The sequence below is a fragment of the Nocardia sp. NPDC050406 genome (assembly GCF_044459025.1).
Classification (GTDB): Bacteria; Actinomycetota; Actinomycetes; order Mycobacteriales; family Mycobacteriaceae; genus Nocardia.
The window spans coordinates 1,162,567-1,187,982 of record NZ_JBITIM010000001.1 but is presented as its reverse complement, the minus strand read 5'-3'; the positions used below and the strand labels follow the sequence as shown (position 1 = coordinate 1,187,982).

General features: G+C 68.0%; 26 protein-coding genes. 18 read left to right on the top strand and 8 right to left on the bottom strand.

Annotated features, from left to right (window positions below; translation table 11 throughout):
• The first annotated feature begins 24 nt into the window (after window positions 1–24).
• The 8 genes from ACIBH2_RS05630 to ACIBH2_RS05595 all read left to right on the top strand — a co-directional run bounded on the left by ACIBH2_RS05630 (window position 25) and on the right by ACIBH2_RS05595 (window position 7,116).
• Complete coding sequence (locus ACIBH2_RS05630) at window positions 25–705, top strand: HAD family hydrolase (RefSeq protein ID WP_397113820.1); 681 nt, start codon at window positions 25–27, stop codon at window positions 703–705.
• Between the two features lie 150 nt (window positions 706–855).
• A complete protein-coding gene (locus tag ACIBH2_RS05625; RefSeq protein WP_397116824.1) occupies window positions 856–1,515 on the top strand; it encodes a PadR family transcriptional regulator in 660 nt (219 codons plus the stop codon).
• A gap of 60 nt (window positions 1,516–1,575) precedes the next feature.
• The gene (locus tag ACIBH2_RS05620; protein ID WP_397113818.1) at window positions 1,576–2,613 is read left to right on the top strand and encodes an esterase/lipase family protein; all 1,038 of its coding nucleotides are present in this window, start codon (window positions 1,576–1,578) and stop codon (window positions 2,611–2,613) included.
• Window positions 2,614–2,677: 64 nt separating this feature from the next.
• Window positions 2,678–3,244 carry a peptide deformylase gene (gene def, locus ACIBH2_RS05615; RefSeq protein ID WP_397113816.1) on the top strand — a complete coding sequence of 189 codons (567 nt, stop codon included), beginning with the start codon at window positions 2,678–2,680 and terminating at the stop codon, window positions 3,242–3,244.
• Window positions 3,244–4,167 carry a methionyl-tRNA formyltransferase gene (gene fmt, locus ACIBH2_RS05610; protein WP_397113814.1) on the top strand — a complete coding sequence of 308 codons (924 nt, stop codon included), beginning with the start codon at window positions 3,244–3,246 and terminating at the stop codon, window positions 4,165–4,167. Before def ends, fmt begins: the two co-directional genes overlap by 1 nt.
• Before the next feature lie 177 nt (window positions 4,168–4,344).
• Entirely contained in the window at window positions 4,345–4,725 is a 381-nt protein-coding gene (locus ACIBH2_RS05605) for a hypothetical protein (protein WP_397113812.1), read from the top strand.
• Between the two features lie 179 nt (window positions 4,726–4,904).
• A complete protein-coding gene (locus tag ACIBH2_RS05600) occupies window positions 4,905–6,299 on the top strand; it encodes an RsmB/NOP family class I SAM-dependent RNA methyltransferase (protein WP_397113810.1) in 1,395 nt (464 codons plus the stop codon).
• 94 nt (window positions 6,300–6,393) lie between these two features.
• Complete coding sequence (locus tag ACIBH2_RS05595; protein WP_397113808.1) at window positions 6,394–7,116, top strand: carbon-nitrogen hydrolase family protein; 723 nt, start codon at window positions 6,394–6,396, stop codon at window positions 7,114–7,116.
• Between the two features lie 12 nt (window positions 7,117–7,128).
• Here ACIBH2_RS05595 and ACIBH2_RS05590 read toward each other — a convergent pair whose 3' ends face one another.
• From ACIBH2_RS05590 to ACIBH2_RS05580, 3 genes are all read right to left on the bottom strand, one after another.
• On the bottom strand, window positions 7,129–7,701 hold the full coding sequence (locus ACIBH2_RS05590; protein ID WP_397113806.1) for a hypothetical protein: 573 nt from the start codon (window positions 7,699–7,701) through the stop codon (window positions 7,129–7,131).
• A gap of 65 nt (window positions 7,702–7,766) precedes the next feature.
• Entirely contained in the window at window positions 7,767–8,693 is a 927-nt protein-coding gene (locus ACIBH2_RS05585; RefSeq protein WP_397113803.1) for a SigB/SigF/SigG family RNA polymerase sigma factor, read from the bottom strand.
• The gene (locus ACIBH2_RS05580) at window positions 8,693–9,115 is read right to left on the bottom strand and encodes an anti-sigma factor (RefSeq protein ID WP_397113801.1); all 423 of its coding nucleotides are present in this window, start codon (window positions 9,113–9,115) and stop codon (window positions 8,693–8,695) included. The genes ACIBH2_RS05585 and ACIBH2_RS05580 overlap by 1 nt, the downstream gene beginning before the upstream one ends.
• A gap of 136 nt (window positions 9,116–9,251) precedes the next feature.
• Between ACIBH2_RS05580 and rpe the strand changes: the two genes are divergently transcribed.
• The gene (gene rpe / locus ACIBH2_RS05575) at window positions 9,252–9,914 is read left to right on the top strand and encodes a ribulose-phosphate 3-epimerase (protein WP_397116822.1); all 663 of its coding nucleotides are present in this window, start codon (window positions 9,252–9,254) and stop codon (window positions 9,912–9,914) included.
• Here the strand turns inward: rpe and ACIBH2_RS05570 are convergent.
• Window positions 9,878–10,216: a hypothetical protein gene (locus ACIBH2_RS05570; RefSeq protein WP_397113799.1), complete on the bottom strand. Its 339-nt coding sequence runs from the start codon at window positions 10,214–10,216 to the stop codon at window positions 9,878–9,880. The two genes, rpe and ACIBH2_RS05570, sit on opposite strands and share 37 nt — an antisense overlap.
• 621 nt (window positions 10,217–10,837) lie before the next feature.
• Here ACIBH2_RS05570 and ACIBH2_RS05565 point away from each other — a divergent pair.
• The 4 genes from ACIBH2_RS05565 (at window position 10,838) to ACIBH2_RS05550 (ending at window position 13,839) form a co-directional block, all read left to right on the top strand.
• On the top strand, window positions 10,838–11,464 hold the full coding sequence (locus tag ACIBH2_RS05565) for a riboflavin synthase (protein ID WP_397113797.1): 627 nt from the start codon (window positions 10,838–10,840) through the stop codon (window positions 11,462–11,464).
• A 92-nt stretch (window positions 11,465–11,556) separates the two neighbouring features.
• On the top strand, window positions 11,557–12,816 hold the full coding sequence (locus ACIBH2_RS05560; RefSeq protein WP_397113795.1) for a bifunctional 3,4-dihydroxy-2-butanone-4-phosphate synthase/GTP cyclohydrolase II: 1,260 nt from the start codon (window positions 11,557–11,559) through the stop codon (window positions 12,814–12,816).
• A gap of 36 nt (window positions 12,817–12,852) precedes the next feature.
• Window positions 12,853–13,332, top strand: a complete 480-nt coding sequence (gene ribH, locus ACIBH2_RS05555; RefSeq protein ID WP_397113793.1) for a 6,7-dimethyl-8-ribityllumazine synthase — start codon at window positions 12,853–12,855, stop codon at window positions 13,330–13,332.
• A 3-nt stretch (window positions 13,333–13,335) separates the two neighbouring features.
• Window positions 13,336–13,839, top strand: coding sequence for a PH domain-containing protein (locus tag ACIBH2_RS05550; protein ID WP_397113790.1), 504 nt, complete (start codon window positions 13,336–13,338; stop codon window positions 13,837–13,839).
• 1 nt (window position 13,840) lies between these two features.
• Here ACIBH2_RS05550 and ACIBH2_RS05545 read toward each other — a convergent pair whose 3' ends face one another.
• Window positions 13,841–14,395, bottom strand: a complete 555-nt coding sequence (locus tag ACIBH2_RS05545; RefSeq protein ID WP_397113788.1) for a winged helix-turn-helix transcriptional regulator — start codon at window positions 14,393–14,395, stop codon at window positions 13,841–13,843.
• A gap of 82 nt (window positions 14,396–14,477) precedes the next feature.
• On the opposite strand from ACIBH2_RS05545, the gene ACIBH2_RS05540 reads away from it, so the two are divergent.
• Window positions 14,478–14,912: a 4-oxalocrotonate tautomerase family protein gene (locus ACIBH2_RS05540; protein ID WP_397113785.1), complete on the top strand. Its 435-nt coding sequence runs from the start codon at window positions 14,478–14,480 to the stop codon at window positions 14,910–14,912.
• An 85-nt stretch (window positions 14,913–14,997) separates the two neighbouring features.
• On the opposite strand, the gene ACIBH2_RS05535 is transcribed toward ACIBH2_RS05540, so the two are convergent.
• A complete protein-coding gene (locus ACIBH2_RS05535) occupies window positions 14,998–16,950 on the bottom strand; it encodes a gamma-glutamyltransferase family protein (protein WP_397113782.1) in 1,953 nt (650 codons plus the stop codon).
• A 285-nt stretch (window positions 16,951–17,235) separates the two neighbouring features.
• On the opposite strand from ACIBH2_RS05535, the gene ACIBH2_RS05530 reads away from it, so the two are divergent.
• Both ACIBH2_RS05530 and ACIBH2_RS05525 read left to right on the top strand, forming a co-directional pair.
• A complete protein-coding gene (locus ACIBH2_RS05530; RefSeq protein ID WP_397113780.1) occupies window positions 17,236–18,699 on the top strand; it encodes an amino acid permease in 1,464 nt (487 codons plus the stop codon).
• A gap of 160 nt (window positions 18,700–18,859) precedes the next feature.
• On the top strand, window positions 18,860–19,285 hold the full coding sequence (locus ACIBH2_RS05525; RefSeq protein ID WP_397113777.1) for a hypothetical protein: 426 nt from the start codon (window positions 18,860–18,862) through the stop codon (window positions 19,283–19,285).
• A gap of 4 nt (window positions 19,286–19,289) precedes the next feature.
• On the opposite strand, the gene ACIBH2_RS05520 is transcribed toward ACIBH2_RS05525, so the two are convergent.
• Window positions 19,290–20,954: an FAD-binding dehydrogenase gene (locus tag ACIBH2_RS05520; protein ID WP_397113775.1), complete on the bottom strand. Its 1,665-nt coding sequence runs from the start codon at window positions 20,952–20,954 to the stop codon at window positions 19,290–19,292.
• A gap of 278 nt (window positions 20,955–21,232) precedes the next feature.
• On the opposite strand from ACIBH2_RS05520, the gene ACIBH2_RS05515 reads away from it, so the two are divergent.
• A complete protein-coding gene (locus tag ACIBH2_RS05515; protein ID WP_397113772.1) occupies window positions 21,233–22,444 on the top strand; it encodes a winged helix-turn-helix domain-containing protein in 1,212 nt (403 codons plus the stop codon).
• A 304-nt stretch (window positions 22,445–22,748) separates the two neighbouring features.
• On the opposite strand, the gene ACIBH2_RS05510 is transcribed toward ACIBH2_RS05515, so the two are convergent.
• Window positions 22,749–23,093, bottom strand: a complete 345-nt coding sequence (locus ACIBH2_RS05510) for a hypothetical protein (protein ID WP_397113770.1) — start codon at window positions 23,091–23,093, stop codon at window positions 22,749–22,751.
• Window positions 23,094–23,279: 186 nt separating this feature from the next.
• On the opposite strand from ACIBH2_RS05510, the gene uvrC reads away from it, so the two are divergent.
• Window positions 23,280–25,298 (top strand): excinuclease ABC subunit UvrC, encoded by a 2,019-nt coding sequence (uvrC, locus tag ACIBH2_RS05505; protein WP_397113768.1) that lies wholly within the window; start codon window positions 23,280–23,282, stop codon window positions 25,296–25,298.
• Window positions 25,299–25,416 lie beyond the last annotated feature (118 nt).

Below are 25,416 nucleotides of genomic sequence, written 5' to 3'. Positions count from 1 at the left end.
CGGGTGCGTTGGTAGTCTGGCCGCATGGCGATCGAGGCTGTGCTCTTCGACTTCTCCGGCACGCTGTTCCGGCTCGAGGAGTCCGAATTCCGCGCGCTGGAGCTGGCCGACGGTGACGGCCGCGCCTTCGACGCGCACGAGGTCACCGAGATCATGCAGCGCATGACCGCTCCGGTCGGGCAGGTCGTGCGCTTCGACCCCGAGGGCCAATACGCCTGGGACAACCGCGATCTCGACCCGGCGCTGCACCGGCGCGCCTATCTTCAGGTGCTCGACGCCTCCGGTGTGCCCGAGAAATCGGCCGTGCGCCTCTACGAGCGGCTCGTCGACCCCGACGCGTGGACCCCGTACCCGGATACCGGCAGCGTTCTGAAGTCCTTGCACGCCAATGGCATTCCGGTCTCGGTGGTCAGCAATATCGCCTTCGACATCCGCCCGGCCTTCGTCCATCGCGGCTGGGACCGCTACGTCGCCGACTTCACGCTCTCCTTCGAAGTCGGTGCCATGAAACCGAATCCGCTCATCTTCCGCGCGGCCCTGGACGGTCTCGGCGTCGCGCCCGATCGCGCGCTGATGATCGGCGATTCCCTGGAGGCCGACGGCGGCGCGATGGCGTTGGGCTGTGCCTTCGATCGGGTCGAGCCGGTCCCGACGGCCGAGCGTCCCGATGCGCTGACCGAGGTCATTCGACACCGCTTCCAGTAGCGACCGGACGGTTCGTGTCCCCTCTCACACTTGTCGTAGATGCATTGCCGATATATCGTCGATAGCGGAAAGAGTAACGACAAGCCTTGAAGGAGGCACACCATGGAATACATGGACAACACTCAGGGGGCCCGCGGGCCCTGGCGTCGCATGCGGCGCGAACAGCAACGCGGTCCCGAACATCCCCGGATGCGTCGCGGCCCGCACGGTGGCGAGCGCGAGCACGGCCCGCATCGCCACGGCCACGGTCGCGGTTTCGGTCCGGAATTCGGGCCCGGCGGCTTCGGTCCGGGTGGCTTCGGCCCCGGTTTCGGCGGTCCGCACTTCGGTCGCGGTCGCGGCCGCGGCGGGCGTGGTCGGCGCGGCGATGTGCGCGCGGCCATCCTGCTGCTGTTGCAGGAGCGTCCGATGCACGGCTACGAGCTGATCCAGCAGATCCGCGAGCGCAGCCAGGATGTCTGGCGGCCCAGCCCGGGCTCCATCTACCCCGCGCTCGCACAGCTCGAGGACGAGGGGCTGGTGCTCATCGAGAAGGTGTCGGGTCGCAAGACCGCCAAGCTCACCGAATCCGGTACCGCTTACGTCACTGAGCATCGCGACGAATTGGGCGATCCCTGGCAGGAAGTGAAGGACGGCGTCGGCGATCAGACGCTGGATCTGCGCGGCCATGTCGGCCAGCTCATGGGTGCTGCCGCCCAGGTCGCGGCGGTCGGAACCCCGGCGCAGGCGGCCAAGGCGGTCGAGGTGCTCACGGAGGCGCGCAAGGCGCTCTACCGCATCCTCGCCGAGGACGACACACCCGAAAAGTAATGGCGGCGAAACACACCCAACCAATGCCCGAATCGGCGGCATACCAGGGAAAATCGTGGCATGTCACAACTGGGGCCCGTGTGTCGTTGGGACGCGGGACAAACGAGGAGCCGCTGGCGCAGCATCGCCACGGCGGGGGTATTGGTGTGGGCGGTCGTCGCGAGCGCGGCCCTGACACCGCACGGCGCGACCGCCACGGCACAGCCCGTGGTCGACGGGATCTCCATACCCGTCGACCACGGACCGCCGCAGACCGATCATCTGGGCGCGGCCCGCTATCTGAAGACGCATCCGAACGCCGCACCCGCGGGCACCAACGACTTCGACTGCGAACCCGACGCCGCCCATCCGCGCCCGGTGGTGCTGGCGCACGGCACCGACTCCTCGGCCTACTCCGATTGGGCCGCCATCGGCCCGGTGTTGGCGCGGGCCGGATTCTGCGTCTTCGCGCTGAACTACGGCGGTAAGCCCGGCGAGGAATCCTTCGGCACCGAGGACATCTGGGCCAGCTCCGCGCAGATCGGCGCTTTCGTGGACGCCGTGCTGGCCGCGACCGGAGCGCGGCAGGTCGACCTGGTGGGATTCTCCCAGGGGGCCAACGTCACTCGGTACTGGATCAATAAGCTCGGCGGTGCGTCCAAGGTCGGACACTGGGTCGGGCTGGCCTCGCCCACCTACGGCGGCATCATGTACGGCATCGTGCCGGTCGCCAATTACGTGCCGGGACTGTTCACCGTCTTCGAACTCGCCACCTCGACCGCGGCCGTGCAGCAGGCGGCGGGATCGCCGTTCATCGAGGCGCTCAACGCGGGCGGCGATACCGTGCCCGGTGTGCGATACACCACCATCGGCAGCCGGGTGGATGAGATGATCCAGCCCTTCGACAACATCGCGGTGCGCGGTGCGGGCGCGACCAACCTGGCCATCCAGGATCTGTGCCCGGCCAATCTGACCGGCCATTTCCACACCGTCTACGAACCTTTCGTGCACCAGCTGTTGGTGAACACGCTCGATCCGGAACACGCGACCGCGCCGGTGTGCGCGCCGGTCGCGCTCGGCACCGGCATCGCCGAGGTCGTGTTGGCGGCGCATTCCTGATCGGGGCGCTCCCGGGCATCCGTAAAATGAGACGACCGTATTTGTCCTCGACCGGGAGCCGCCCGTGACCATCCAGCCCGTCCGCCTGTTCGGCGACCCGATCCTGCGCGCCCGCGCGGTAGAGGTGGAGACGTTCGACCAGCAGGTGCGCCAGCTGGTCACCGATCTGACCGACACCATGTACGAAAGCGGCGGGGTCGGTATCGCCGCACCGCAGATCGGGGTGGGGTTGCGCGTGTTCGTCTACGACACCGGGGACGCGCAGGGGCACTTGATCAATCCGACCTACGAGGTCATCGGTGACCAGACCCAGACCGGGCCGGAGGGCTGCCTGTCGATTCCGGGCGTGCGCGAGGATGTCACGCGGTCGTTGACCGTGCACGCGCGCGGGTTCGATATGGACGGTGCGCCAGTGGAATTCCGCGCCGAGGGGCTGCTGGCGCGGTGCGTGCAGCACGAGACCGACCATTTGGACGGGGTGCTGTTCCTGCAGCGCCTGGATCCGGCCACCCGCAAGGAGGCGATGCGCGTGATTCGCGAATCCGCGTGGTTCTCGGCGGGTGTCACGGTGTTGCGCGCCTCCGAGATCGGTGCGCGCAAGCGGGCCGCGGCACAGGGGCGGGGTCGCTGATGCGCTTGGTCTTCGCGGGGACGCCCGAACCCGCCGTGCCGTCGCTGCGGCGGCTCATCGACTCGGCGCGCCACGAGGTGGTGGCGGTGGTGACGCGGCCGGACGCGGTGGCGGGGCGCGGTCGCAAGGTGACCCGGTCGCCGATCGGTCGGCTCGCCGACGAACACGGTATTCCGGTGCTCACGCCGCGGCGGCCGTCGGAGCCCGAATTCATCGAGCAGTTGCGGGAATTGGAGCCGGATTGCTGTCCGGTGGTGGCCTATGGCGCGCTGCTGCCGCAGCCGGTGCTCGATATCCCGCGGCACGGTTGGATCAACCTGCACTTCTCGCTGCTGCCCGCCTGGCGCGGCGCGGCCCCCGTACAGTCGGCCATCCTCGCCGGTGACGAGATCACCGGCGCGTCGACCTTCCAGATCGAGGCCGGACTCGATACCGGCCCCGTCTTCGGCATGGTGACCGAGAAGATCCGCGTCACCGACACCGCCGGTGTCCTGTTGGAGCGGCTCGCCGACAGCGGCGCGCACCTGCTGGAGACCACCCTCGACGGCGTCGAGGACGGCACCGTGCACGCCGTCCCGCAATCCCTCGACGGCATCTCGTATGCCCCCAAGGTGGAGCCCGAGGCCGGTCACATCCGTTGGGACCAGCCAGCTCTCGCCATCAACCGCCGCATCCGCGCGGTCACCCCCGCCCCCGGCGCGTGGACCGTGGTGGACGGCAAACGCCTGAAAGTGGGCCCCGTGGACATGGTCGAGGAAGTCCTCCCCGAGAAAGCCATCGAAGTCCGCAAAACGGGCGTCTTCGTCGGCACCGCCACCACCGCGGTCCGCCTGGACCAGGTCCAGCCACAAGGCAAGAAGATGATGAACGCCCTCGATTGGGCCCGCGGCGCACGCCTGACCCCGGGCGCGGTGGTCGAGTGACGCGCCCGGAGCGGGGGCGAGAGGACAACAACGGCGGCAAGTCCGCCCCGCGCGGTGCCCGCAGCGGCGAAAACCGTGGCGGCGCGCCCGGTTCCGCACGCGGCGTGAGTTCCCAGCGCGGCAGCGCCAGCCGCACGGGCGGCGCGAGTCGCGGACGCGGCGAGGGTTCGGATCGACGTGACGGCTGGTCGCGCGACGCCGGTGCCGGTGGCCGCGGCGGCAACCCACTCCGCAGTGGTAGCGGTGAAAGCCGTGGCGGCGATCGGGGGCGCGGTGCGGGTGGCGAAAGCCGCAGGGGCACAAGTGGCTCCCTACGCGGCGGAGATTCAACGCGTGGAGATGGCAACCGATCTGGCGGTGCGGGTCGTGGCCGCGACGCGGGCGCGGATCGGCGCGGCGCATGGGCGGCGCGCGACGATAGTGCTAGTGGCCGAAGCCCTGGGGGGCGCGGTACGGGTGGCGAAAGCCGCAGTGGCGCAAGCAGTTCCGCGCGTGCTGGGGATTCGAGGCGCGGAGATGGCAAGCGCTCGGGTGGGGCGACTCGTGGTCGCGACGTGAGTACGGATCGACGCGGGGACTGGTCGCGTGACGACACAGTGAGCCGGGCTGAGCGGAGATCCGAGGGAGGCGGTGACCGACGTCAGGGCACGGAATCCTCGGGGTCGGCCGGGCCGCGGGGGCGCACCGGTCCGCGTAATGACAACACCGGGCGGGCATCCGGTTCGCGCAAGGGTGATATGCAAGGGCGGGACGGGGGATCGACGCGGGGTAAGGGTCAGACAGGGCGTGGGGGTGGCCAGGGTGGCGATCCCGTGCGGGCCGTCGCGCGGGATGTGTTGCGGGCCGTGCGGGAGCGGGATGCTTATGCGAACCTCGTGCTGCCGGGGATGTTGCGGGATCGGAAGATCTCCGGGCGGGATGCGGCGTTGGCTACAGAGCTCACCTATGGGGCCTGTCGGTCGCAGGGGCTTCTCGACGCGGTGATCGCCTCGTGTGCGGGGCGGCCGGTGGAGGAGATCGACGGGCCGCTGTTGGATGTTTTGCGGCTGGGCGTGTATCAGCTGTTGCGGACCCGGATCGGGGCGCATGCGGCGGTGGACACGTCGGTCGATTTGGCGCGCGCCGAATTCGGGCAGGGTAAGGCCGGGTTCGTGAATGCCGTGCTGCGGCGGGCGGCGGAGAAGAGTACCGAGGAGTGGGTGGCGGCGCTCGCGCCCAAGGATCCGTTGGGGCACTTGGCTTTCGAGTTCGCGCATCCCGCGTGGATCGCGCAGGCCTTCGCGGACGCCCTCGGGGCGCGGGCAGGGGAGCTGCGCGACGTGCTCGCGGCCGACGACGCACGGCCGCTGGTGCATCTGGTGGCGCGGCCGGGTGAGATCTCCGCCGAGGAACTGGCTTTGGTGACCGGCGGCGAGGAAGGGCGCTGGTCGCCCTATGCCGTGTATCTCGACGGCGGCGATCCGGGCAAGCTGGAGCCGGTGCGCGACCGCATGGCCGCCGTACAGGACGAGGGCAGCCAGCTGGTGGCCCTGGCCGTGACTCGCGCACCGCTCGACGGCCCGGACGGCGGCCGCTGGCTGGATCTGTGCGCCGGACCCGGCGGCAAGACCGCGCTGCTGGGCGCGCTCGCGGAGATCGACGGCTTCCACGTGGACGCCGTCGAACCGGCCGAACATCGCGCCGAACTGGTACGCCAGGCCACCAGCGATATGCCGGTCACCATTCACGTCACCGACGGCCGCGACACCGGCCTCGAACCCGGCTACGACCGCATTCTGGTCGACGCGCCCTGCACCGGCTTGGGCGCGCTGCGCCGCCGCCCGGAGGCCCGCTGGCGGCGCAAACCCTCCGACGTTCGCGAGCTGGTCACCCTGCAACGCGAATTGCTCACCGCCGCATGGGATCTGCTGCGGCCGGGCGGTGTGGTCGTGTACTCGACCTGCTCGCCGCATCTGCCGGAGACCGTGTCGGTCGTCGCCGATGTGGCCCGCCGGACCGGTGCCATCGCACTGGACACCCGTGAGCTGCTCCCGGGCGTCCCCGACACCGGCGACGGCCCCGGCGCGCAGCTGTGGCCGCACCGCCACGGCACCGACGCCATGTTCCTGGCGGCGCTGCGCAAACCGCTGTAACCCCGAAGGGGCCCGGCCGAATCGTCGGCCGGGCCTTTTCGTGTCAGCCCGATTTCGTTTCACCGAACGGCCCGCCATCGGCAATGATGGCGGAATGATCGTCGCCGCAGCACAGTTCACCGCCCGGCCGCTGGACATTCCAGCCAATGCCGACACCATGGCCACCCTCATCCGCGAGGCGGGTGCGCGCGGCGCGCGCGTCGTGATCTTCCCGGAACTCTCGCTCACCGGCTACGAACTCGACGCCATCCTGCGCGACCCGAGCCAGTACGTCCTCACGGCCGGTGACCCGCGCCTGACCGTCCTTCGCACCGCCTGCCGCGAGGCCGAGGTCGCCGCCCTCATCGGCTGCCCCGGCCGCGCCGCGCACGATACGGCCACCATCAGCGCCTTCGTCATCGGCCCCGAGGGCACTGTCCTCACCCGCTACGACAAACTCCACGTCACCGACACCGAGCGCGCCGCGGGTTTCGTCCCCGGCTTCTCCGACGGCCGATTCACCGTGGACGACACCCGATTCGGCATCGCCGTCTGCGCCGACGCCCACGCCCCGGAGCTGGCAGCCCGCGCCGCCGCCGACGGCTGCCGCGTCCTCGTCGCGAGCTCGCTCTACGGCAAAACCACCGGCGCACACGAGCGTTCGACCCTGTTCCCCACCCTCGCCAAGGAACACGACATGCACGTCGTACTGGCCAACCACAACGGCCGCGCGGGCACCTACGACGCCTGCGGCGGCAGCGCCATCTGGGCTCCGGACGGAACCTGCACGGCGGAAGCGTCTTTCGACGCCCCGGACCTGGTCCTCGCCGAACTCTGACGGTCGGCGCGACTACTCCGGATGATACGGCCGCCAGTTCACCCACACGCCCGTGCGCGGCGGCCGCACGGCGCGCAACACGATCCACCGCGCCCGTGCGGCGCCACCGCTCTCGGCCGTCTCGTAGCGCACATAGGCGCTGATGCCGTCGCCGTCGGGGGCGAGTTCGATATCCTCGCCGTTGACCGCCACCCGCGCGGGCGAGGGCACCTCGCCCTCGACTTCGATCGCCAAATCGTGGGCGTGGAAACAGCACCACCACTGTGGCCTCGGACCGCGGCGCGTCCGCCGCGTCCTCGGTACCGGAGCGCGAAATTCGCCCTCGAACGCCGATCCGGGACAGAGCACCACCGAATCGTCGGCGTGGTACCGGTACCCGGGATCCAGGGCTCCGTGCCAGCGCATCTCGGCCATGCGCGCGGTGATCGGCAGCCCGTGCCACTCCTCCCCGCACCACGGATTGGGGCACATGGGAAATCCCGGATCGCCGTAGTCGTATCCGCCGCACGGCTCACCGTCGGCCAACTGCTCATCCACCAGCCGGTCGATTGCGTCCACGATGTGTCGGTCGGGGCGATTGCTCACGGTCATACCTGTGCTGAGACGACAGCCCTACGGTAACCGATTCGGCGCCCTCGCCGCGCCGGGATTCACTCCCGAGCCGATTGCTCCCGCAGGCGCGCAAGGGTTTTCGCCAGGATGCGGGAGACGTGCATCTGCGAAATACCCATCTGCTGCGCGATCTGGGTCTGCGTCATGGATTCGAAGAAGCGCATGGTGAGAATGCGGCGCTCGCGTTCGGGCAGCCCGGCCAGCAGCGGGCGAATGGCGACGTACTCCTCGACCCGGTCGAACTGGGATTCCTCTTCGCCCAGGGTGTCCAGCAGCGATGCCTCGGTGTCGCGGCCCACCGATACGGCGTCGATGGAGCTGGGCTGGTAGGCGTTTCCGGCGATGACGGCCTGGGTCACCTCGTCCGGATCGATACCGAGTTCGGCGGCGATCTCCTTGGCGGTGGGGGAGCGGCCCAACTGTTGGGAGAGCGCGTCGATGGCCGAACCGATCCGCAGATGGGTTTCCTTGACGCGCCGGGGAACCCGCATCGCCCAGGTGTTGTCGCGGAAGTAGCGGCGCACCTCGCCCATGATGGTCGGCACCGCGAAGGACAGGAAGTTGGAGCCGCGGGTGATGTCGAAGCGATCCACCGCGTGCACCAGCCCGACGCGCGCCACCTGGGTGAGGTCGTCGAACGGCTCACCGCGCCCGCTGAATTTGCGAGCGATGTGATCGGCCAACGGAATACAGCGATTGATCAGCTCCGCGCGCACCACCGGGCGGCGCGGCGAACTCTCCGAGGTGGCGGCCAACTCCTCGAACAGCGCCGTCACATCGTCGTAGCCGGAGACGGCGCGGGTGACCTCTTCGACCTCCTCGGCCTCGAGATCCTCTGCCGCGTCGGCGGTCTCGGCCTCGGCGGCGGCATCGGCGTCGGTGGGCTCGGCATCGGCCCCCCGATCCTCGGGCGGCTCGGGGTGCGGCGATTCCTGAGATTCGAACACGGTGTCCTCGCCGATCACTACGCCTTCCCCCGGACCCGCCGGAACTCCACCGTGGTCGGGAAGCCGGAGATGGCCGGATCGAATTCGCCCTGGGTCGCCGTCACGTCATCGGAGAGGGTGCGCAGCACATGCCATCCGAAGCTGCGCTGATCCGGCATCCCCTGTGTCGCGGCCACACCGTTCACCTGCACCAGCAACTCGGAGTCGCCGACGGTGAAGCGGCATTGCAGCGTCGAATCCGGCTTCGCCAGGGCGATGAGCGTCGAGGCCGCCTCGTCCACGGCCAGCCGGATGTCGGCGACCTCGTCGAGCGTGAAATCGCTGAGCAGCACCAGTGTTTCGGCCAGTCCGCGCACGATGGGCAACTGTGAGACCGAGGCGGCGACACCTATCTCGACCGGGGTCGCGCGCAAACCTTGTTCCGCCGAAATGTTGATCACCTGTAAGAGGCTACCCATTCGCAGCCATCGCAATCAGCCCAATCGCCGTGTTCGGCCTCCGCGAGTCGACTGATACCCTGCCGCTACACTGCGCCCTGTGTGCACCTCCACCACTTCCTTCCATCGGCCCGCCCCGATGATCGCCCCGTCCATCCTCTCCGCCGACTTCGCGAACCTCGCCGCGGAGCTGAAGGCCATCGAAGGCTCCGACTGGGTGCACGTCGATGTGATGGACAACCACTTCGTGCCCAATCTCACGCTGGGATTGCCGGTGGTACAGAGCATTTTGAAGGTCACCGACATCCCGGTGGACTGCCATCTCATGATCGAGAACCCGGAACGGTGGGCCCCGGGCTACGCGGAGGCGGGCGCGTACAACGTCACCTTCCACGCCGAGACAACCGACAATCCGATCGCGGTGGCGCGGGACATCCGCGCGGCGGGGGCCAAGGCCGGGCTCTCCGTCAAGCCCAATACGCCGATCGAGCCCTACCTCGAGATCCTGAAGGAGTTCGACACGCTGCTCGTCATGAGTGTCGAGCCCGGTTTCGGCGGGCAGTCCTTCATTCCGCACGTGCTCGAAAAAGCCCGTGTGGTACGCAATCTCGTGGACGCCGGGGAATTGCGCCTGGTGGTGGAGATCGACGGCGGCATCAATATGGACACCATCGAACAGGCCGCCGAGGCGGGCGTGGATTGTTTCGTCGCCGGATCCGCGGTGTACGGAACGTCGGACCCGGCGGCGACCGTGGAGACCCTGCGTCAGAAGGTCGTCGCGGTGGAGACCGCGGCCGAGTAGCGCACGGCCTCGACCACCGCCTCCAGCGGCGGCACCGTCTTGGCGGTTCCCGGCGCGTGGACCCAGGTGCGATATCCCGTCCGTTCGTCATCGGCGGACGGGAGCACGACCTGCGCGCCCGCGCCCGCGACGGTGGCGTACAGCCGGAACAGCGCCGCCGAGACGGAGGTGGTGAGGGTGTCGGGGCGGGCGGGGCCGGTGATGAAGGTCCAGCGCCGCGCCCGGGGGTGGTCGACGACCGGCCCGGCGAGATCGGCCTGCGCCAGCCGTCGCTGGACGCGTTCGCCGAGTTCGGTGGGCATCGTGATCGCACCGTAACGGTTGCCGATTTCGAGCAGGATATGTTGCGACGTCGGGTCGATCGATGACGGCAGATGAAATTCGCGGCGGTAACGGACGCAACGAGCTTCGAGTGTCGAATCGAGGAACGTAGTCACGCCGCACTCCCAATTGTGTTGTTGTCCACCTGGATCCGGCCCGCGCGGGGCCCAACCTTTCTGAGGTTCGTCGTGCTGTGCTGATCACCGGCGGCCGTGGCGGCCGGAGGTGGTGGAAACGATTCATAACAATCTTGCGTCCATTTTCGCCGCCGCGCAACATTTTGGTGTAAGTGAGTCGCGATCGGGGTAACAACGCGCTTCTGCCGTGGGGTGGACAATTCGACCAGACGAGAAATCCTCGTATTTCAATTGAAATCCTTGGGCAATTTTGTCCAATTCCTTGCTATTGGTCCGCTTCGTCCGTTACTCGGCTACCTCCGGTCTCGAACGCTCCCGTGAACAAGGCCGCGTGTCGCCTACGACCGGCCGTCGTTACGCTGGAGGGCGACACCGCCCGCCGTTGGGAATCAGTCGGCGGCCTGGGCTGTTGGCGCAAGCGGACGGCCCGGTTCGCGGGCGACGGGTAACAGGAGAGGGAACGGCATGTTCACAGGGATCGTCGAGGAGCTCGGCGAGATCGTGGCCATCGACAAGTTGGCGGACGCGGCCCGAATCACGGTGCGCGGCCCGACGGTGACCTCCGATGCCGGGCACGGCGACTCCATCGCGGTGAACGGCGTCTGCCTGACCGTCGTGGACAAGGTCGTCGAGGGCGACACCTTCACGGTGGACGTCATGGGCGAGACGCTCGAACGTTCCAGCATCGGCGGGCTCGGCCTCGGATCCCGGGTGAACCTGGAACGCGCCGCCGCCGTCAACAGCCGCCTCGGCGGACATATCGTGCAGGGCCACGTCGACGGGACCGGCACCATCCTCTCCCGCGATCCCCAGGAGAACTGGGAGGTCGTGCGAATCTCGTTGCCCGACAGCCTCGCCCGCTACGTCGTCGAGAAGGGCTCCATCACCGTCGACGGCATCTCGCTGACCGTCTCGGCCATCGGGGTCGCGGAGACCGCCGCGGCCGATGGCAGTACCGACTGGTTCGAGGTTTCCCTCATTCCGACCACCCGCGAACTCACCACCCTCGGCACCGCCCCGGCCGGGACGACCGTGAATCTCGAGGTGGACATCATCGCCAAGTACGTCGAACGACTGGTCCAGCGCGGCTGAGCGCGACGCCGCCGAACCAGAGGCGACGCAAATCGGACACCACGGCTGCCTTACTGTTATGAGGCACCTAATCGAGATGGAGCACAGCAGACGTGACCAGGTTCGACACCATCGAGCGCGCAGTCGCCGACATCGCCGCGGGTAAGGCGGTCGTCGTCGTCGACGACGAGGGCCGGGAGAACGAGGGCGACCTCATCTTCGCGGCGGAGAAAGCCACACCGGAACTCGTGGCCTTCATGATCCGCTACACCTCCGGTTACATCTGCGTCCCGCTCACCGGCGAGGATTGCGACCGCTTGGGCCTGCCGCCCATGTACGCGGTCAACCAGGACAAGCACGGCACCGCCTACACCGTGTCCGTGGACGCCCGCGAGGGCATCAGCACCGGTATCTCGGCCGCCGACCGCGCCACCACCATGCGGGTGCTCGCCGATCCGCAGGCCACCGCCAACGACCTCACCCGCCCCGGGCACGTGGTTCCGTTGCGCGCCAAGGACGGTGGCGTGCTGCGCCGCCCCGGCCACACCGAGGCCGCGGTCGATCTGTCGCGCATGGCCGGTCTCAGCCCGGCGGGCGTCATCTGCGAGATCGTGTCGCAGAAGAACGAGGGCGATATGGCGCGCACCGAGGAGCTGCGCATCTTCGCCGACGAACACGATCTGGCGCTCATCTCCATCGCCGACATGATCGCCTGGCGGCGGCGGCACGAGAAGCATGTGGAACGCGTGGCCGAGGCCCGCATCCCCACCGAGTACGGCGACTTCCGCGCCATCGGCTACAAGAGCGAGTACGACGACACCGAACATGTGGCGCTGGTGCTCGGCGATATTCCGGGTGCCAATGGCAAGGGCGAGGACGTGCTGGTGCGCGTGCACTCCGAATGCCTCACCGGCGATGTGTTCGGTTCGCTGCGCTGCGATTGCGGACCGCAGCTGGATGCCGCCATCAAGATCGTGGCCGAGGAGGGCCGCGGCGTGGTGCTGTACATGCGCGGACACGAGGGCCGCGGCATCGGACTCATGCACAAGTTGCAGGCGTATCAGATCCAGGACGAGAAGCAGCTCGACACCGTCGACGCCAATCTCGACCAAGGCCTGCCCGCCGATGCCCGCGACTACGGCACCGGCGCGCAGATTCTCGCCGATCTCGGCATCACCTCGATGCGGCTGCTCACCAACAATCCGACCAAGCGGGCCGGGCTCGAGGGCTACGGTCTGACCATCGCCGAGCGCGTGGCCATGCCGGTGCGCCCGAATCAGCACAATCTGCGGTACCTGCGCACCAAGCGCGACCGCATGGGCCACGATCTGGTCGGCCTGGACGATCTGGATCTGGGCGAGACCGCGCAGTAGCCGTCGAAGTTCGCGATACCGAGAGGTGGAGAACCGTTGAGTGGAGCCGGGGTTCCGACATTCGAGCTGTCGGATGCCAAGGATCTGAAGCTGGCCATTGTCGCCTCGCGCTGGCACACCGAGATCTGCGACGCGTTGGTCGCGCACGCGGAGCGGACCGCGCGCGAGGCCGGGGTCGCCGAGATCACCGTGGTGCGCTGCGCGGGTGCGATGGAGCTGCCCGTGGTGGCCCAGGCGCTGGCTCGCGGACATGACGCGGTGGTCGCGCTCGGTGTCGTGATCCGTGGCGAGACACCGCATTTCGAGTACGTGTGCGATGCGGTGACCGCCGGGCTGACCCGGGTGTCGCTCGACGAGAGCACCCCGGTGACCAATGGCGTGCTCACGGTGAACACCGAACAGCAGGCCCTCGACCGTTCCGGGCTGCCGGGCTCGTCGGAGAACAAGGGCGAGCAGGCCTCGGCCGCCGCCCTGGACGCCGCGCTCACCCTGCGCGCCCTGCGTCAGACCGTCTGAGCGATGCCGGTCGTACGGATCTGGCGGCGCGGCGAGGAGTCGCCGCGCCAACAGCACAGTGCCGCTTGGGATCTCGAGGTCCGCCCCCGCCGCTCGGTGCTCATCGCCCGCGTGGTCGCCGCCGGGCTGGCCGTATTCTTCATCGTCGGCGGCATTCTCATGCGCACCGGCTCCACCGGCGTCAATTTCCGTCTCGCGGATCAGATCGCCGTGATCGGCATCGGCCTGGTCCTCGCGGGCGGCGTCCTGCTGTTGACTCGCCCCCGGGTGCGCGTCGGCCCGAATGGTGTCGTCGTCCGAAATATCTTCGGCGACAACGAATTCCAGTGGAAGGACATTCGCGGTGTGTCCTTCCTCGACAAGAAGTCCTGGGCCCGCCTGGAACTCGTCGGCGACGAATACGTCCCCATGCTCGCCTTCCGGGCCAATGACGGCCTCTACGCCGCCGAGGCCATGGACCGCTTCCGCGAACTCGGCGCGAAGTACACCGCCGCGCAGGGCGACTGACTCACTCCGGCCCGCCGTGGGCTGAATCGCGCCCGCCGTGGGCTGAATCGTCACGGCCGTAGGCGGAATCGTCGCGGCGGGCCAGCACTCGGGTGCCCGGCCCGGAGGCCGCCCCGGGGCCGCGCAGTGCCGTCACGGTGGTCGCGTCGACCGGTTTCCCGCATTCCGAACAGCAGACACGTGGGGTGAAGCTCTCCCCACACTCGTTGTGCACCAAGCGAACCGGCGGCCCGCCCGGCGGCGTCGCCCACTTGTCTCCCCACGCCATCAGCGCCATGAGCACGGGCACCAACTCCCGCCCGGCCTCGGTGAGGTGATACTCGTACCGCGGCGGCCGCTCCTGGTAGACGCGGCGCTCCACGATTCCGTCGCCGATCAGCGTCTCGAACCGGCGCGTCAGCAGATTACGGGAGATGCCGAGGTTCTCCGCGATGTCGTCGAACCGGTGCAGGCCGAGGTAGATATCCCGCACGATCAGCGGCGACCACCACTCCCCGACGCGTTCCAGGGACTGCCCGATCGAGCAGTGCATCTCCGCGAAGCTGGTCCTGTGCATGGCTCTCAGTGTAGAGGGTTGATTGATTGAACCCACCGGGCGTACGGTTCCAGAGGGAAGAGTTCAATGAAAGGACTAACCAATGCCGTTCGTAGAGTTGTTCGTCCCCAAGGGTTCGCTGAACGAGGAGGCCCGCGAGGAGATCGGTGGCCGACTGGTCTCGGAGGTCATGCTCGCCGAAGGCGCGCCGGATACCGAGATGGCCCGGTCGATCTCCTGGCTGGTGGTGAACGAGGTCGACGCCTGGTTCGTCGGCGGCCGTCGGCTACCGGTCGGTGAGAAGCCGAAATACGTTGTGCGAGTTGGCGTCCCCGCCGGGTCGATGAACGACGACAAACGTGCCGACATCGTCCGGCGGGTGACGAAGGTGCTCGCCGACGCCGACGAGGAACCGGCACGTTTCACCGACGCGGCCGCCGCGTGGGTGCACATCAATGAAGTGCCCGAGGGTAATTGGGGAGCGCGGGGGCAGGTGGTGCGGACCGAGGATATCGTGGCTCTGGTGGCTGGGGGTTGAGGATTAGGCCTGAGCGGTCGAACATCGGCCTACGACGGCGAAATCCGCCGTGAACGCGCGATTTTCGACCGCTCAGGCCAACCCGTCACCGGTTGTCACCCATCACCGCCCCTTCACGCCGGGGGTCCGCCCCTCCGATCCACCCCGTACCGTCGCGGGTGAGCGCCGACAGTCCGCTGGATTGCGGCGTCACCGACACCTGATGGCCCAACTCCTGTAGGCGTTTCACCAGGGGGTCGGTGTCGCCGCTGATGGCGGGGTGTTCGTCGCCGACATTGGTGGTGGGGTTGTTGCCCGCGCCGAAATCCACCGCGGAGACCGCTTGTTGCGGGTCCAAGCCCCAATCGAGCATGCCGACAAGGGTTTTGACGACGAACTGGATGATGAGCGAGCCGCCGGGGGAGCCGGTGACATGGGTGAGTTGGCCCAGGCTGCCATCGGGATTGCGGTCGAAGACCAGGGTGGGGCTCATCGAACTGCGGGGGCGCTTGCCGGGGTCGATGCGGTTGGCGACGGGGAGGCCGTCCTTGCCGATGGGGTTCGCGGCGAAGTCGGTGAGCTGATTGTTGAGCAGGAACCCGTCCACCAGATTGAAAGAGCCGAAAGCGGATTCGACCGTGGTGGTCATGGCCGCGGCATTGCCGTACTGATCGATGATGGAGATGTGGCTGGTGCCGTGCTCCGGCGGCTGGGGGCCGGTGCCGAGGGGCACGGGGCCGAAGTCGCCGGGTTGGGCGGTGCCCATGCTGCGGTTGGGATCGATCAGGGCCGCGCGCTGTTTGAGGTAATCGGGGTTCACCAGGGTCTGCGGTGAATTGCCGGGCAGCGGGATGAAGTCGGAGTCGGCGATGTACTTGTCGCGGTCGGCGTACGCCAGCCGCTCCGCCTCGGAGATCAGGTGTACCGCTTCGGCTTTCGGCTTGCCGCCGTCGAGGGCCGCGTCGCCCCCGCCGCCCAGATTGTCGGGCTTCATAGCGGCGAGATCGAAATTCGCGAGGATCCCCAAGGTAGCGGCGACCGTGATGCCGCCCGAGGAGGGATTGGGGAAACCGCAGATGGTGTGCTCGCGGTAGGGCGTGCACAGCACGGTCCGCTTCTTCGGCTGATAGCCCGCCAGATCGGCGAGGGACATGAGCCCGGGCGTGCGCCCGCCGGTGGTGTCGGCGGTGGCGTCGACGATATCGGCGGCGATGGCCCCGGTGTAGAAGGCGTTCGCGCCATCGGTGGCAATGGCGTTGAGCGTCTTGGACATCGCCGGGTTGGTGAGGTTCGTGCCCTCGGGTTTCGGGCTGCCGTCGGGCTGCAGGAAGTACGCCTTGGCGGCCTCGTCACGCGCGAGATCCTTGGCGGATTCCGCGATCTGGCCCGCCAGCCGCGGGCTGATGGAGAAGCCCTGGTCGGCCAGGCTGATCGCCGGACCGAACAGATCACGCCAGCCCTGCTTACCGTGTTCACGGTGCGCGAGCTCGAGCATGCGCACCACCCCGGGCGTGCCGATGGAGCGACCGCTGGCGCGCGCGTTCGGCTGCGGTTCGGTGCGGTCGGTATCGCTGACCCACTGCAGATAGTTCTGTGTCGCCGCCGCGGGTGCGGTCTCGCGGCCGTCGTAGGCGTCGACGGCCTTGGTGGCGGCGTCGTAATAGAGCAGGAACGCACCGCCGCCGATGCCCGAGGCCTGCGGCTCCACCAGACCCAACACCGTCTGCGCCACGATGAGCGCGTCGGCCGCGGTGCCGCCGTCGCGCAACACCTCGCACGCCGCGTCGGTGGCGAGCGGATTGGCGGTGGAGACGGCGAAAGTCTTGGTGCGCACCGGCGTCATACCGGTGCGGTAGCCGCTGGCGATCTCCGGACGCAGGCTCAGATTGGTGGTGGTCGGGCCGCCGCCCGGCGTGGTCGCGGCCGTGAGCGGCGTGCCGTTGTCGGCCGTCACACAGGTGCCGCCCGCCTCGTCGGAACTCGACGTACAGGCGGTGACCAATCCGAGCAGGAGCAGTGCGGCGGCGGTAGCGCCGCTCCAGGTACGCGTGCGCCTCATGATCGGACAATAGCGGCCGAGGCGGGCGGCGGGCGGGACTTTCGCGGCCCCGCGTGATCGCTTCGAGTGTGCTGTCCTCGACGCGGTCGTCGCGCGGTCGTCGCGCAGGAGATCGAACCTGTTCAGGCTTCTTTATGGCTACCTGATCGCGGGCCGTCGAACAGGCCCCTCAAATCGCCGTTCGAACGAGACATTCCCCCGGTCGGAGCGGCGATGTGTTTCTCAGCAATCTGCAAGGTATCGTCACAACGCCTCACTACACGATTGCGGAGGGTTAACCGGCGTATGACCGAGATCCGGACAAAAGCCTTGAACCTTACGGCTGAGGACTCCGGCTACCACAAGAGTCTCAAGCCACGGCAGTTGCAGATGATCGCCATCGGCGGAGCCATCGGCACCGGCCTGTTTCTCGGCGCGGGCGGTCGCCTGCACAGCGCCGGACCGTCGCTGTTCCTGGTCTACCTGGTCTGCGGCATTTTCGTCTTCTTCATTCTGCGCGCCCTCGGCGAACTGGTGCTGCACCGGCCGTCCTCCGGCTCGTTCGTCTCCTACGCTCGCGAATTCTTCGGGGAGAAGGCGGCTTTCGTCGCGGGGTGGATGTACTTCCTGAACTGGTCCATGACCGGCATCGTCGACACCACCGCCATCGCGACCTACCTGCACTACTGGGGGCCGTTCCAACCCATCGCGCAGTGGATCCTGGCGCTGGGCGCGCTGGTGATCGTGCTCGGCATCAACCTGGCCTCGGTGAAGTGGTTCGGCGAGATGGAGTTCTGGGCCGCCATGATCAAGGTGGCCGCACTGCTCACCTTCCTCATCGTGGGCACCATCTTCTTCGCGGGTCGCTTCGACGTCGCGGGCCAGGACACCGGTTTCGGCATGGTGAGCGAGGCGGGCGGCTGGTTCCCCACCGGGGTGCTGCCGTTGGTCACTGTCACCTCCGGTGTCGTATTCGCCTATGCCGCCGTGGAAATGGTCGGTATCGCCGCGGGCGAGACCGAGAATCCGGCCAAGATCATGCCGCGCGCCATCAATTCGGTGATCCTGCGCATCGCGGTGTTCTACTGCGGTTCGGTCATTCTGCTGGCGCTGCTGCTGCCCTACACCGAGTACAAGGCGGGGGAGAGCCCGTTCGTCACCTTCTTCGGCAAACTCGGTGTGGCGCATATGGGTTCGGTCATGAACTTCGTGGTGCTGACCGCCGCGCTGTCGTCGTTGAACGCCGGTCTGTACTCCACCGGACGCATTCTGCGGTCGATGGCCATGAACGGAAGTGCGCCCACCTTCACCGCGCGAATGTCGAAAGCCGGTGTGCCCTATGGCGGAATTCTGCTCACCAGCTTCATCGCGCTCTTCGGTATCTGGCTGAATTACGTGGTGCCGTCCAAGGCGTTCGAAATCGTCTTGAATGTGGCATCGCTGGGAATTCTGGCCTCCTGGGCCACCATCGTGTTGTGCCAGTTGAAATTGTGGAGCTGGTCGAAGGACGGCCGCGCCAAGCGCCCGGCCTTCCGAATGTTCGGCGCGCCCTACACCGGCGTCGTCACCCTGGTCTTCCTGGCGGGCGTGCTGGTGCTCATGGCCTTCGACTATCCGGTCGGCACCTGGACCGTCGCGAGCCTCGCGATCATCGTTCCGGCGCTTGCCATCGGGTGGTTCTTCGCCAAGAAACGCGTGCTCGCGATTGCCGAGGAGCGGGCGGGATATACCGGTGAGTTTCCGGTGATTCCGCCGATTCCGGATAAGTAATCCCCACGGCCGCACTGTGTTTCAGGCCACAGACGAGGGGATCTGTGGCCATGGTCATAACTTCGCTGTCTCGATTGTCTGGAATCCAACCATTTGGTTAGCGTCAGGTTGCGCGTTCGCAGGGGGCGCGCACCGGTTGGATACTCGACGAGGAGTAGCTGTGACTACGGTGCTGGGCTTGCTCCGTGATCGTCCCGAGATCGGCGACGCGCTGCGCGCTTCGGTGCCCGCGAAAGTGCGCGAGGCACGCTATGCGGCTTGGGCGACAGCGGGATTCGCGTTCTGTCATTTCTTGCTGGCGCTGCCCGACGGCGTGCATTCGGCCGTCGCCAGCGGCGGCCACTTCTTCGCCGCCTGGGTGACCGGCGCGGTGGCCGTGCTGTTCGGACTGCGGTCGCGGTGGGTGTGGATCGGCGCGCTGGCGGTGGCCAGCATGCAGACCTTCCTGGGTGTGTTCACGCTGTACTCGGCCGAAATGCCCACCGGGGTGGGGCCTTTCATCGTGCTGGCGGGCATCATGGCCGCGGGAACCGTCCTCGCGCTGCTGTTGCGGCGCGAGGTCTACGCCTGGTTCAACGGGAACTGAGGTCTCAGGACAGCGTGCGCCCCAGCGCGCGACCGGCGGCGCGGCCGGAGAAGATGCAGCCGCCGAGGAAGGTGCCCTCCAGCGCGTTGTAGCCGTGCACGCCGCCACCGCCGAATCCGGCTACCTCACCGGCCGCGTACAGACCCGGGAACGGGGTGCCGTCGGCGCGGACGACCTGTGAATCCAGGTTGGTCTGCAAGCCGCCCAAGGTCTTTCGGGTGAGGATGTTCAAGCGCACGGCGATGAGTGGACCGGCCTTCGGGTCGAGGATGCGGTGCGGTTTCGCCACCCGGCCCAATTTGTCGCCGAGGTAGTGGCGGGCATTGCCGATGGCCATCAGCTGCGCGTCCTTGCTGAAATTGTGCTCGACATCCCGGTCGCGGGCGACGATTTGGCGCTCCAGGTCGGCGAGATCCAGCTGCGGGCCGCGCGCGATCTTGTTCATGCCCTGGACGAGTTCGGCGAGCGTATCGGCGACCACGAAGTCCACGCCGTGCCGCTTGAACGCCTCCACCGGGCCCGGTGCGCCCTTGGCGACGCGGCTGCGGAGCGTGAGTTTCATGTCCTTGCCGGTGATATCGGGGTTCTGCTCCGAGCCCGAGAGCGCGAACTCCTTCTCGATGATCGACTGGGTGAGCACGAACCACGAGTAGTCGTAGCCCGTCGCCAGGATCTCCTTCATGGTGGAGTTGGTGTCGAAACCCGGGAAAGCCGGTGCGGGCAGGCGCTTTCCGTTCGCGTCGAACCACAGCGAGGACGGTCCGGGAATGATGCGGATGGCATGGTCGGGCCAGATCGGATCCCAGTTGTGAATGCCTTCGGTGTAGTGCCACATGCGATCTCGGTTCACGATGCGCCCGCCCGCGGCCTCGGTGATGGCGAGCATGCGCCCGTCCACATGGGCGGGGACGCCCGAGATCATGTGCTGGGGGCAGGGTCCCAGGCGCTCGGTGGGCCAATTGCGCCGAATGAGTTCGTGATTGTGGCCGATGCCGCCGGAGGTGACGATCACCGCCTTGGCGTGAAGTTCGAACTCGCCCAACACTTCCCGGGACGAGGCGACACCGCGCTCGGCGGTACTGGGTTCCAGGACGCTACCGCGCGCGCCGGTGACGGCATCGTTGTCGACCACGAGTTCGTCGACGCGATGGCGGAAGGCGAAACCCACCTGCCCGCGCTTCTCGGCCTCGAGGACCGGTTCGAGGAAGACCCGCACCACCTCGGGGCCGGTGCCCCAGGTGAGGTGGAAGCGCGGCACCGAATTGCCGTGGCCGTCGGCGGTCATGCCGCCGCGCTCGGCCCAGCCGACGAGCGGAGTCACCCGCAGCCCGAGATCGTAGAGGTATTGCCGCTTCTCCCCGGCGGCGAATTCGACATAGGCGCGCGCCCACTGTCGCGCCCAGTGATCCTCGTCCTCGCGGTCGAATCCGGCCGAGCCCTGCCAGTCCTGCCAGGCCAGCTCGAAGGAGTCCTTGACGCCCAGTCGTCGCTGCTCGGGGCTGTCCACGAAGAACAGCCCGCCCAGTGACCAGAACGCCTGACCGCCCAGATTCGCGCGGTTCTCCTGATCCAGCACCAGCACCCGGCGGCCCGCCCGCACCAGCTCATGGGTGGCGACGAGACCGGCCAGTCCGGCACCGATGACGATCACATCCGGGTTCTCGATCATGCCCAATCCTCGGGTCGTAGGAAGTTCGATACACAACTGTATCGGACGAGGTCCCGATGCGTCGGCAGGTCGATCGTGGCCGAGATTGTCGGTGGGTCGTGGCAAGGTGGGGATTTGTGCCTGCGAAGACCCCCGAGACCAGCGGATCCACCCGTCCCCGTGCCGCGGCCAGCGCGCGAGGCAACGCGTCATCAACTCCCGCCACGGCAGCGGGCACAAGCAGAGCGCCGCGAGACGCGGCCGCTACGCGGACGGGCTCGGGTGGTTCCGGGCGGCCGATGAGTATCGCCGCGGCTCGGCGAATCGCCTTGGCGGCACAGGGTTTCGCGGGGGAGCGGAGCGCGGGACCGGCCACGCGCCGAACGGTGATGCGGGTGCTCGACCGCACGCGGCTGCTGCAATTGGATTCGGTGTCGGCGGTGGTGCGGGCCCATTACGCGCCGGTTTTCAGCAGGATCGGGGCCTACGACCGGACCATGTTGGACGAGGCCGCGTGGGGGCACACCGCGCGTAAACCTCGTCGTCTGGTGGAGTTCTGGGCGCACGAGGCGGCGCTGATTCCGGTCGAGGACTGGTCGCTCATGCGGTGGCGCATGGAGCAGTTTCGGCACGGGCGCTGGTCGGGGATGAAGCAGGTGCTCGAGCGCAATCCCACGCTCGGCGACGAAGTGCTCGACGTGCTGCGCGAGTTCGGGCCCTCGACTGCCGGGGAGGTGGAGAAGCACCTCGAGCTGGATCGTCCACGCGACAAGGACCATTGGGGCTGGAACTACAGCGATACCAAGGTGGTCTGTGAGGCGCTGTTCGCGGCGGGGGAGGTGTCGGTGCCCAAACGCGTTGGCTTCCAACGCTATTACGACCTCACCGAACGCGTCGTCCCCGCCGATGTGCTGGCCCAGCGCATCGACGAAGCCGATGCCGTCCGTGAACTCGTGCGTCGCGCGGCGACCGCGCACGGTATCGGCACCGAGACCGACCTGCGCGACTACTACCGCCTCAATCGTCGCCAAACCGAGCCCGCCATAGCGGATCTCCTGGACTCGGGTGAGCTGGAGCAGGTGACCGTCGCGGGCTGGGACAAACCCGCCTACCTGCACACCAGCGCGCGCATCCCGCGCCGCGTCACCGGTGCGGCGCTGCTGTGCCCGTTCGACCCGCTCATCTTCTTCCGGCCCCGCACCGAGCGCCTCTTCGACTTCCACTACCGCATCGAGATCTACACGCCGGAACACAAACGCGTGCACGGGTATTACGTCTTCCCGTTCCTGCTCGACGGCGAACTCGTCGGCCGCGTCGACCTACGCGCCGAACGCGCCACCGGCCGCCTCCTGGTGCCGGGCGCGTTCACCGAACACGGCCGCGACAGCGGCCGTGTCGCGGCCGAGCTGGCGAAGTCCTTGCGCGACATGGCCGAGTGGCTCGAACTCGACACGATCGAGGTGGGTGAGCGCGGCGACCTCGCCCCGGCGTTGGCCGCGTCGCTGCGCTGACGTCGCATGGGTTGAACCGCTGTGGCCCGAACGCATCCGGGCGCGAGCGCGCTATCGCAGCAAAGCGCGCGAGGGCACGCGGCTTGAACGCGCGCAGGCCTCAACGCGCGACGGCCTGAAACCGCAGTGCGGCCCGAAACGCGGGGCGGCCCGAGACGCGGTGCGGCCCGAGACGCGGTACGGCCCGAGACGCGGTGCGGCCCGAGACGCGGTACGGCCCGAGACGCGGTACGGCCGGAAACGCGGTGCGGCCCGAACGAGCGGGTCCGAAGAGCTACCGCGCGAACCCGCGTGCGGTGACGTCTCAGAACGGCCCGTCGGTCCAGGTGTCGAGGGCGATGCCCTTCTTGTTGTCGCCGGTGCAGGTCAGGCTCATGGGGATGAGCGGGCGGGGCGAATCGCTGACATTGAAGGTCGGGGACTGGACGCCGCGGCCCACATTCCGGTAGCCCAGGCAGCGGACGATGCCGACGTACCAGCCGTTCTCCGGGCAGATGAAGGTGACGGTGTCCGGGGCGGGCCGCTCCACCGCGCAGCCCGCGGGGGCGGCGGAGGCGGGCGCGGCGACCGCGACCAGGGCGGCTCCGGAGAGGCAGAGGGCGGAGCCGACGGACAGCATCCGGCGGCGCAGGCGAAGACCGATCAGCATGAGCGTGTTCTCCTCGGGTAAGGACCTTCTCGAGTTGTCGCTACGTGCACAGCGTTGTGTCCGCGTTCAATAGTGACGTCGGTCGGTACTTCGGAGTGGGAGCCGCCCCGGATGGATTCCGGCGTGGCGCGCGATCGGGCGGACGCGCCCGCCGAGCCTGTCGGACCCGATCAGTAACCTGGATCCGTGGCAGATCCCGCGACGTACCGGCCCGCGCCGGGCACCATTCCCGTCGAACCCGGTGTGTACAAGTTCCGGGACGCGCACAAGCGGGTCATCTACGTCGGCAAGGCCAAGAGCCTGCGCAGCCGCCTCAACTCCTACTTCGCCGATGTGGCGTCGCTGCATCCGCGCACCCGCCAGATGGTCACCACCGCCGCCAGCGTGGAGTGGACCGTGGTCTCCACCGAGGTGGAAGCCCTTCAGCTGGAATACAACTGGATCAAGGAATTCGATCCGCGCTTCAATGTGCGCTACCGCGACGACAAGTCGTATCCGGTGCTGGCGGTCAGCCTCGACGAGGAGTACCCGCGCGTGTTCGTCTACCGAGGCGCGCGCAAGAAGGGGGTGCGCTACTTCGGCCCCTACGCGCACGCCTGGGCCATCCGCGAGACCCTGGATCTGCTGCTGCGCGTCTTCCCGGTACGCACCTGCTCCAACGGAGTCTTCAAGCGGCACAACCAGATCGGGCGTCCCTGCCTGCTCGGCTACATCGACAAATGCTCCGCGCCGTGTATCGGCCGGGTGAGCGCCGCCGAGCACCGGCAGATCGTGGAGGACTTCTGCGACTTCCTCTCCGGCAAGACCGATCGGCTGGTCCGCGACACCGAGAAGCGCATGCACGCCGCCGCCGAGGAGCTCGACTTCGAGACCGCCGCCCGGCTGCGCGACGACGTCCAGGCGCTGCGCCGGGCGCTGGAGAAGCAGGCCGTGGTGCTGGGCAGCGGCACCGACGCCGACGTCATCAACTTCGCCATCGACGAACTCGAGGTCGCCGTCCAGATCTTCCATGTCCGCGACGGCCGGGTACGCGGTCAGCGCGGCTGGGTGGTGGACAAGTCCGGCGATGCCATCGACGCGGTCGAATCCGGCGGCGAGCTGGCCGCGCTGGTCGAACAGTTCCTCACCCAGTTCTACGGTGAGCAGTCCGCCGTCGCCGCCCAGGCCGGAGACGAACAGCCCGGGGCCGTGGTCCCGCGCGAGGTCCTGGTGCCCGCCCTGCCCAACGACGCCGACGAGGTGCAGAAATGGCTGTCGAACCTGCGCGGTTCGGCCGTCCAGCTGCGCATTCCGCAGCGCGGTGACAAGAAGGCGCTCGCGGAGACCGTGCAGCGCAATGCCATGGAGGCCCTGCAACAGCACAAGCTCAAGCGCGCGGGCGACCTCACCGCCCGCTCGGCGGCGCTACAGGGCATCCAAGACGCCCTCGATCTCGACAGCGCGCCGCTGCGCATCGAGTGCGTGGACATCTCGCACGTCCAGGGCACCGATGTGGTGGCCTCGCTGGTGGTCTTCGAGGACGGCCTACCCCGCAAATCCGAGTACCGGCACTACGCCATCAAGGAGGCGGCGGGCGAGGGCCGCTCCGACGATGTGGCCAGCATCGCCGAGGTGACCCGGCGGCGCTTCCAGAAGCTGCGCCGCGACCTCGACGCCATGGCGGCCGAGGCGCTCGAATCCGACGGGGAGGCAACGGAATCCGCGCTCCCCGGCATCGACCCCAAGACCGGTAAGCCGCGCCGCTTCTCGTATCCGCCCAATCTCTACGTGGTCGACGGCGGCGCACCCCAGGTCGCGGCGGCCGCCGAGGTGCTCGACGAATTGGGCATCACCGATGTGGCGGTCATCGGCTTGGCCAAACGTCTCGAAGAGGTCTGGGTCCCCAATGAGCCCGATCCGGTCATCATGCCGCGCACCAGCGAATCGCTGTATCTGCTGCAGCGCGTGCGCGACGAGGCGCACCGCTTCGCCATCACCTTCCACCGCAGCAAGCGCTCGCGCCGTATGACCGAATCCGCCCTGGACGCGGTGCCCGGTCTGGGTTCGGCGCGGAAAACCGCGCTGGTCACGCACTTCGGGTCGGTCGCCAAGCTCAAGGAGGCTACGGTGGACGAGATCACCGAGGTCCCGGGTATCGGCGTGGCGACCGCCAAGGCGGTGCTGGCCGCGCTACGCGTCGATGCGAAGAGCGGCGGCGGCGAGTAGAACGCCGGAATCGGATACCCTTCGCGTATGGGACACGCCCGGCGAAGCAGTATCCGTCTATGGGCGTGTCGCGCCCGATTTCCGGGCATCGGTGCAGCATGATCGAAGGACACCCAGA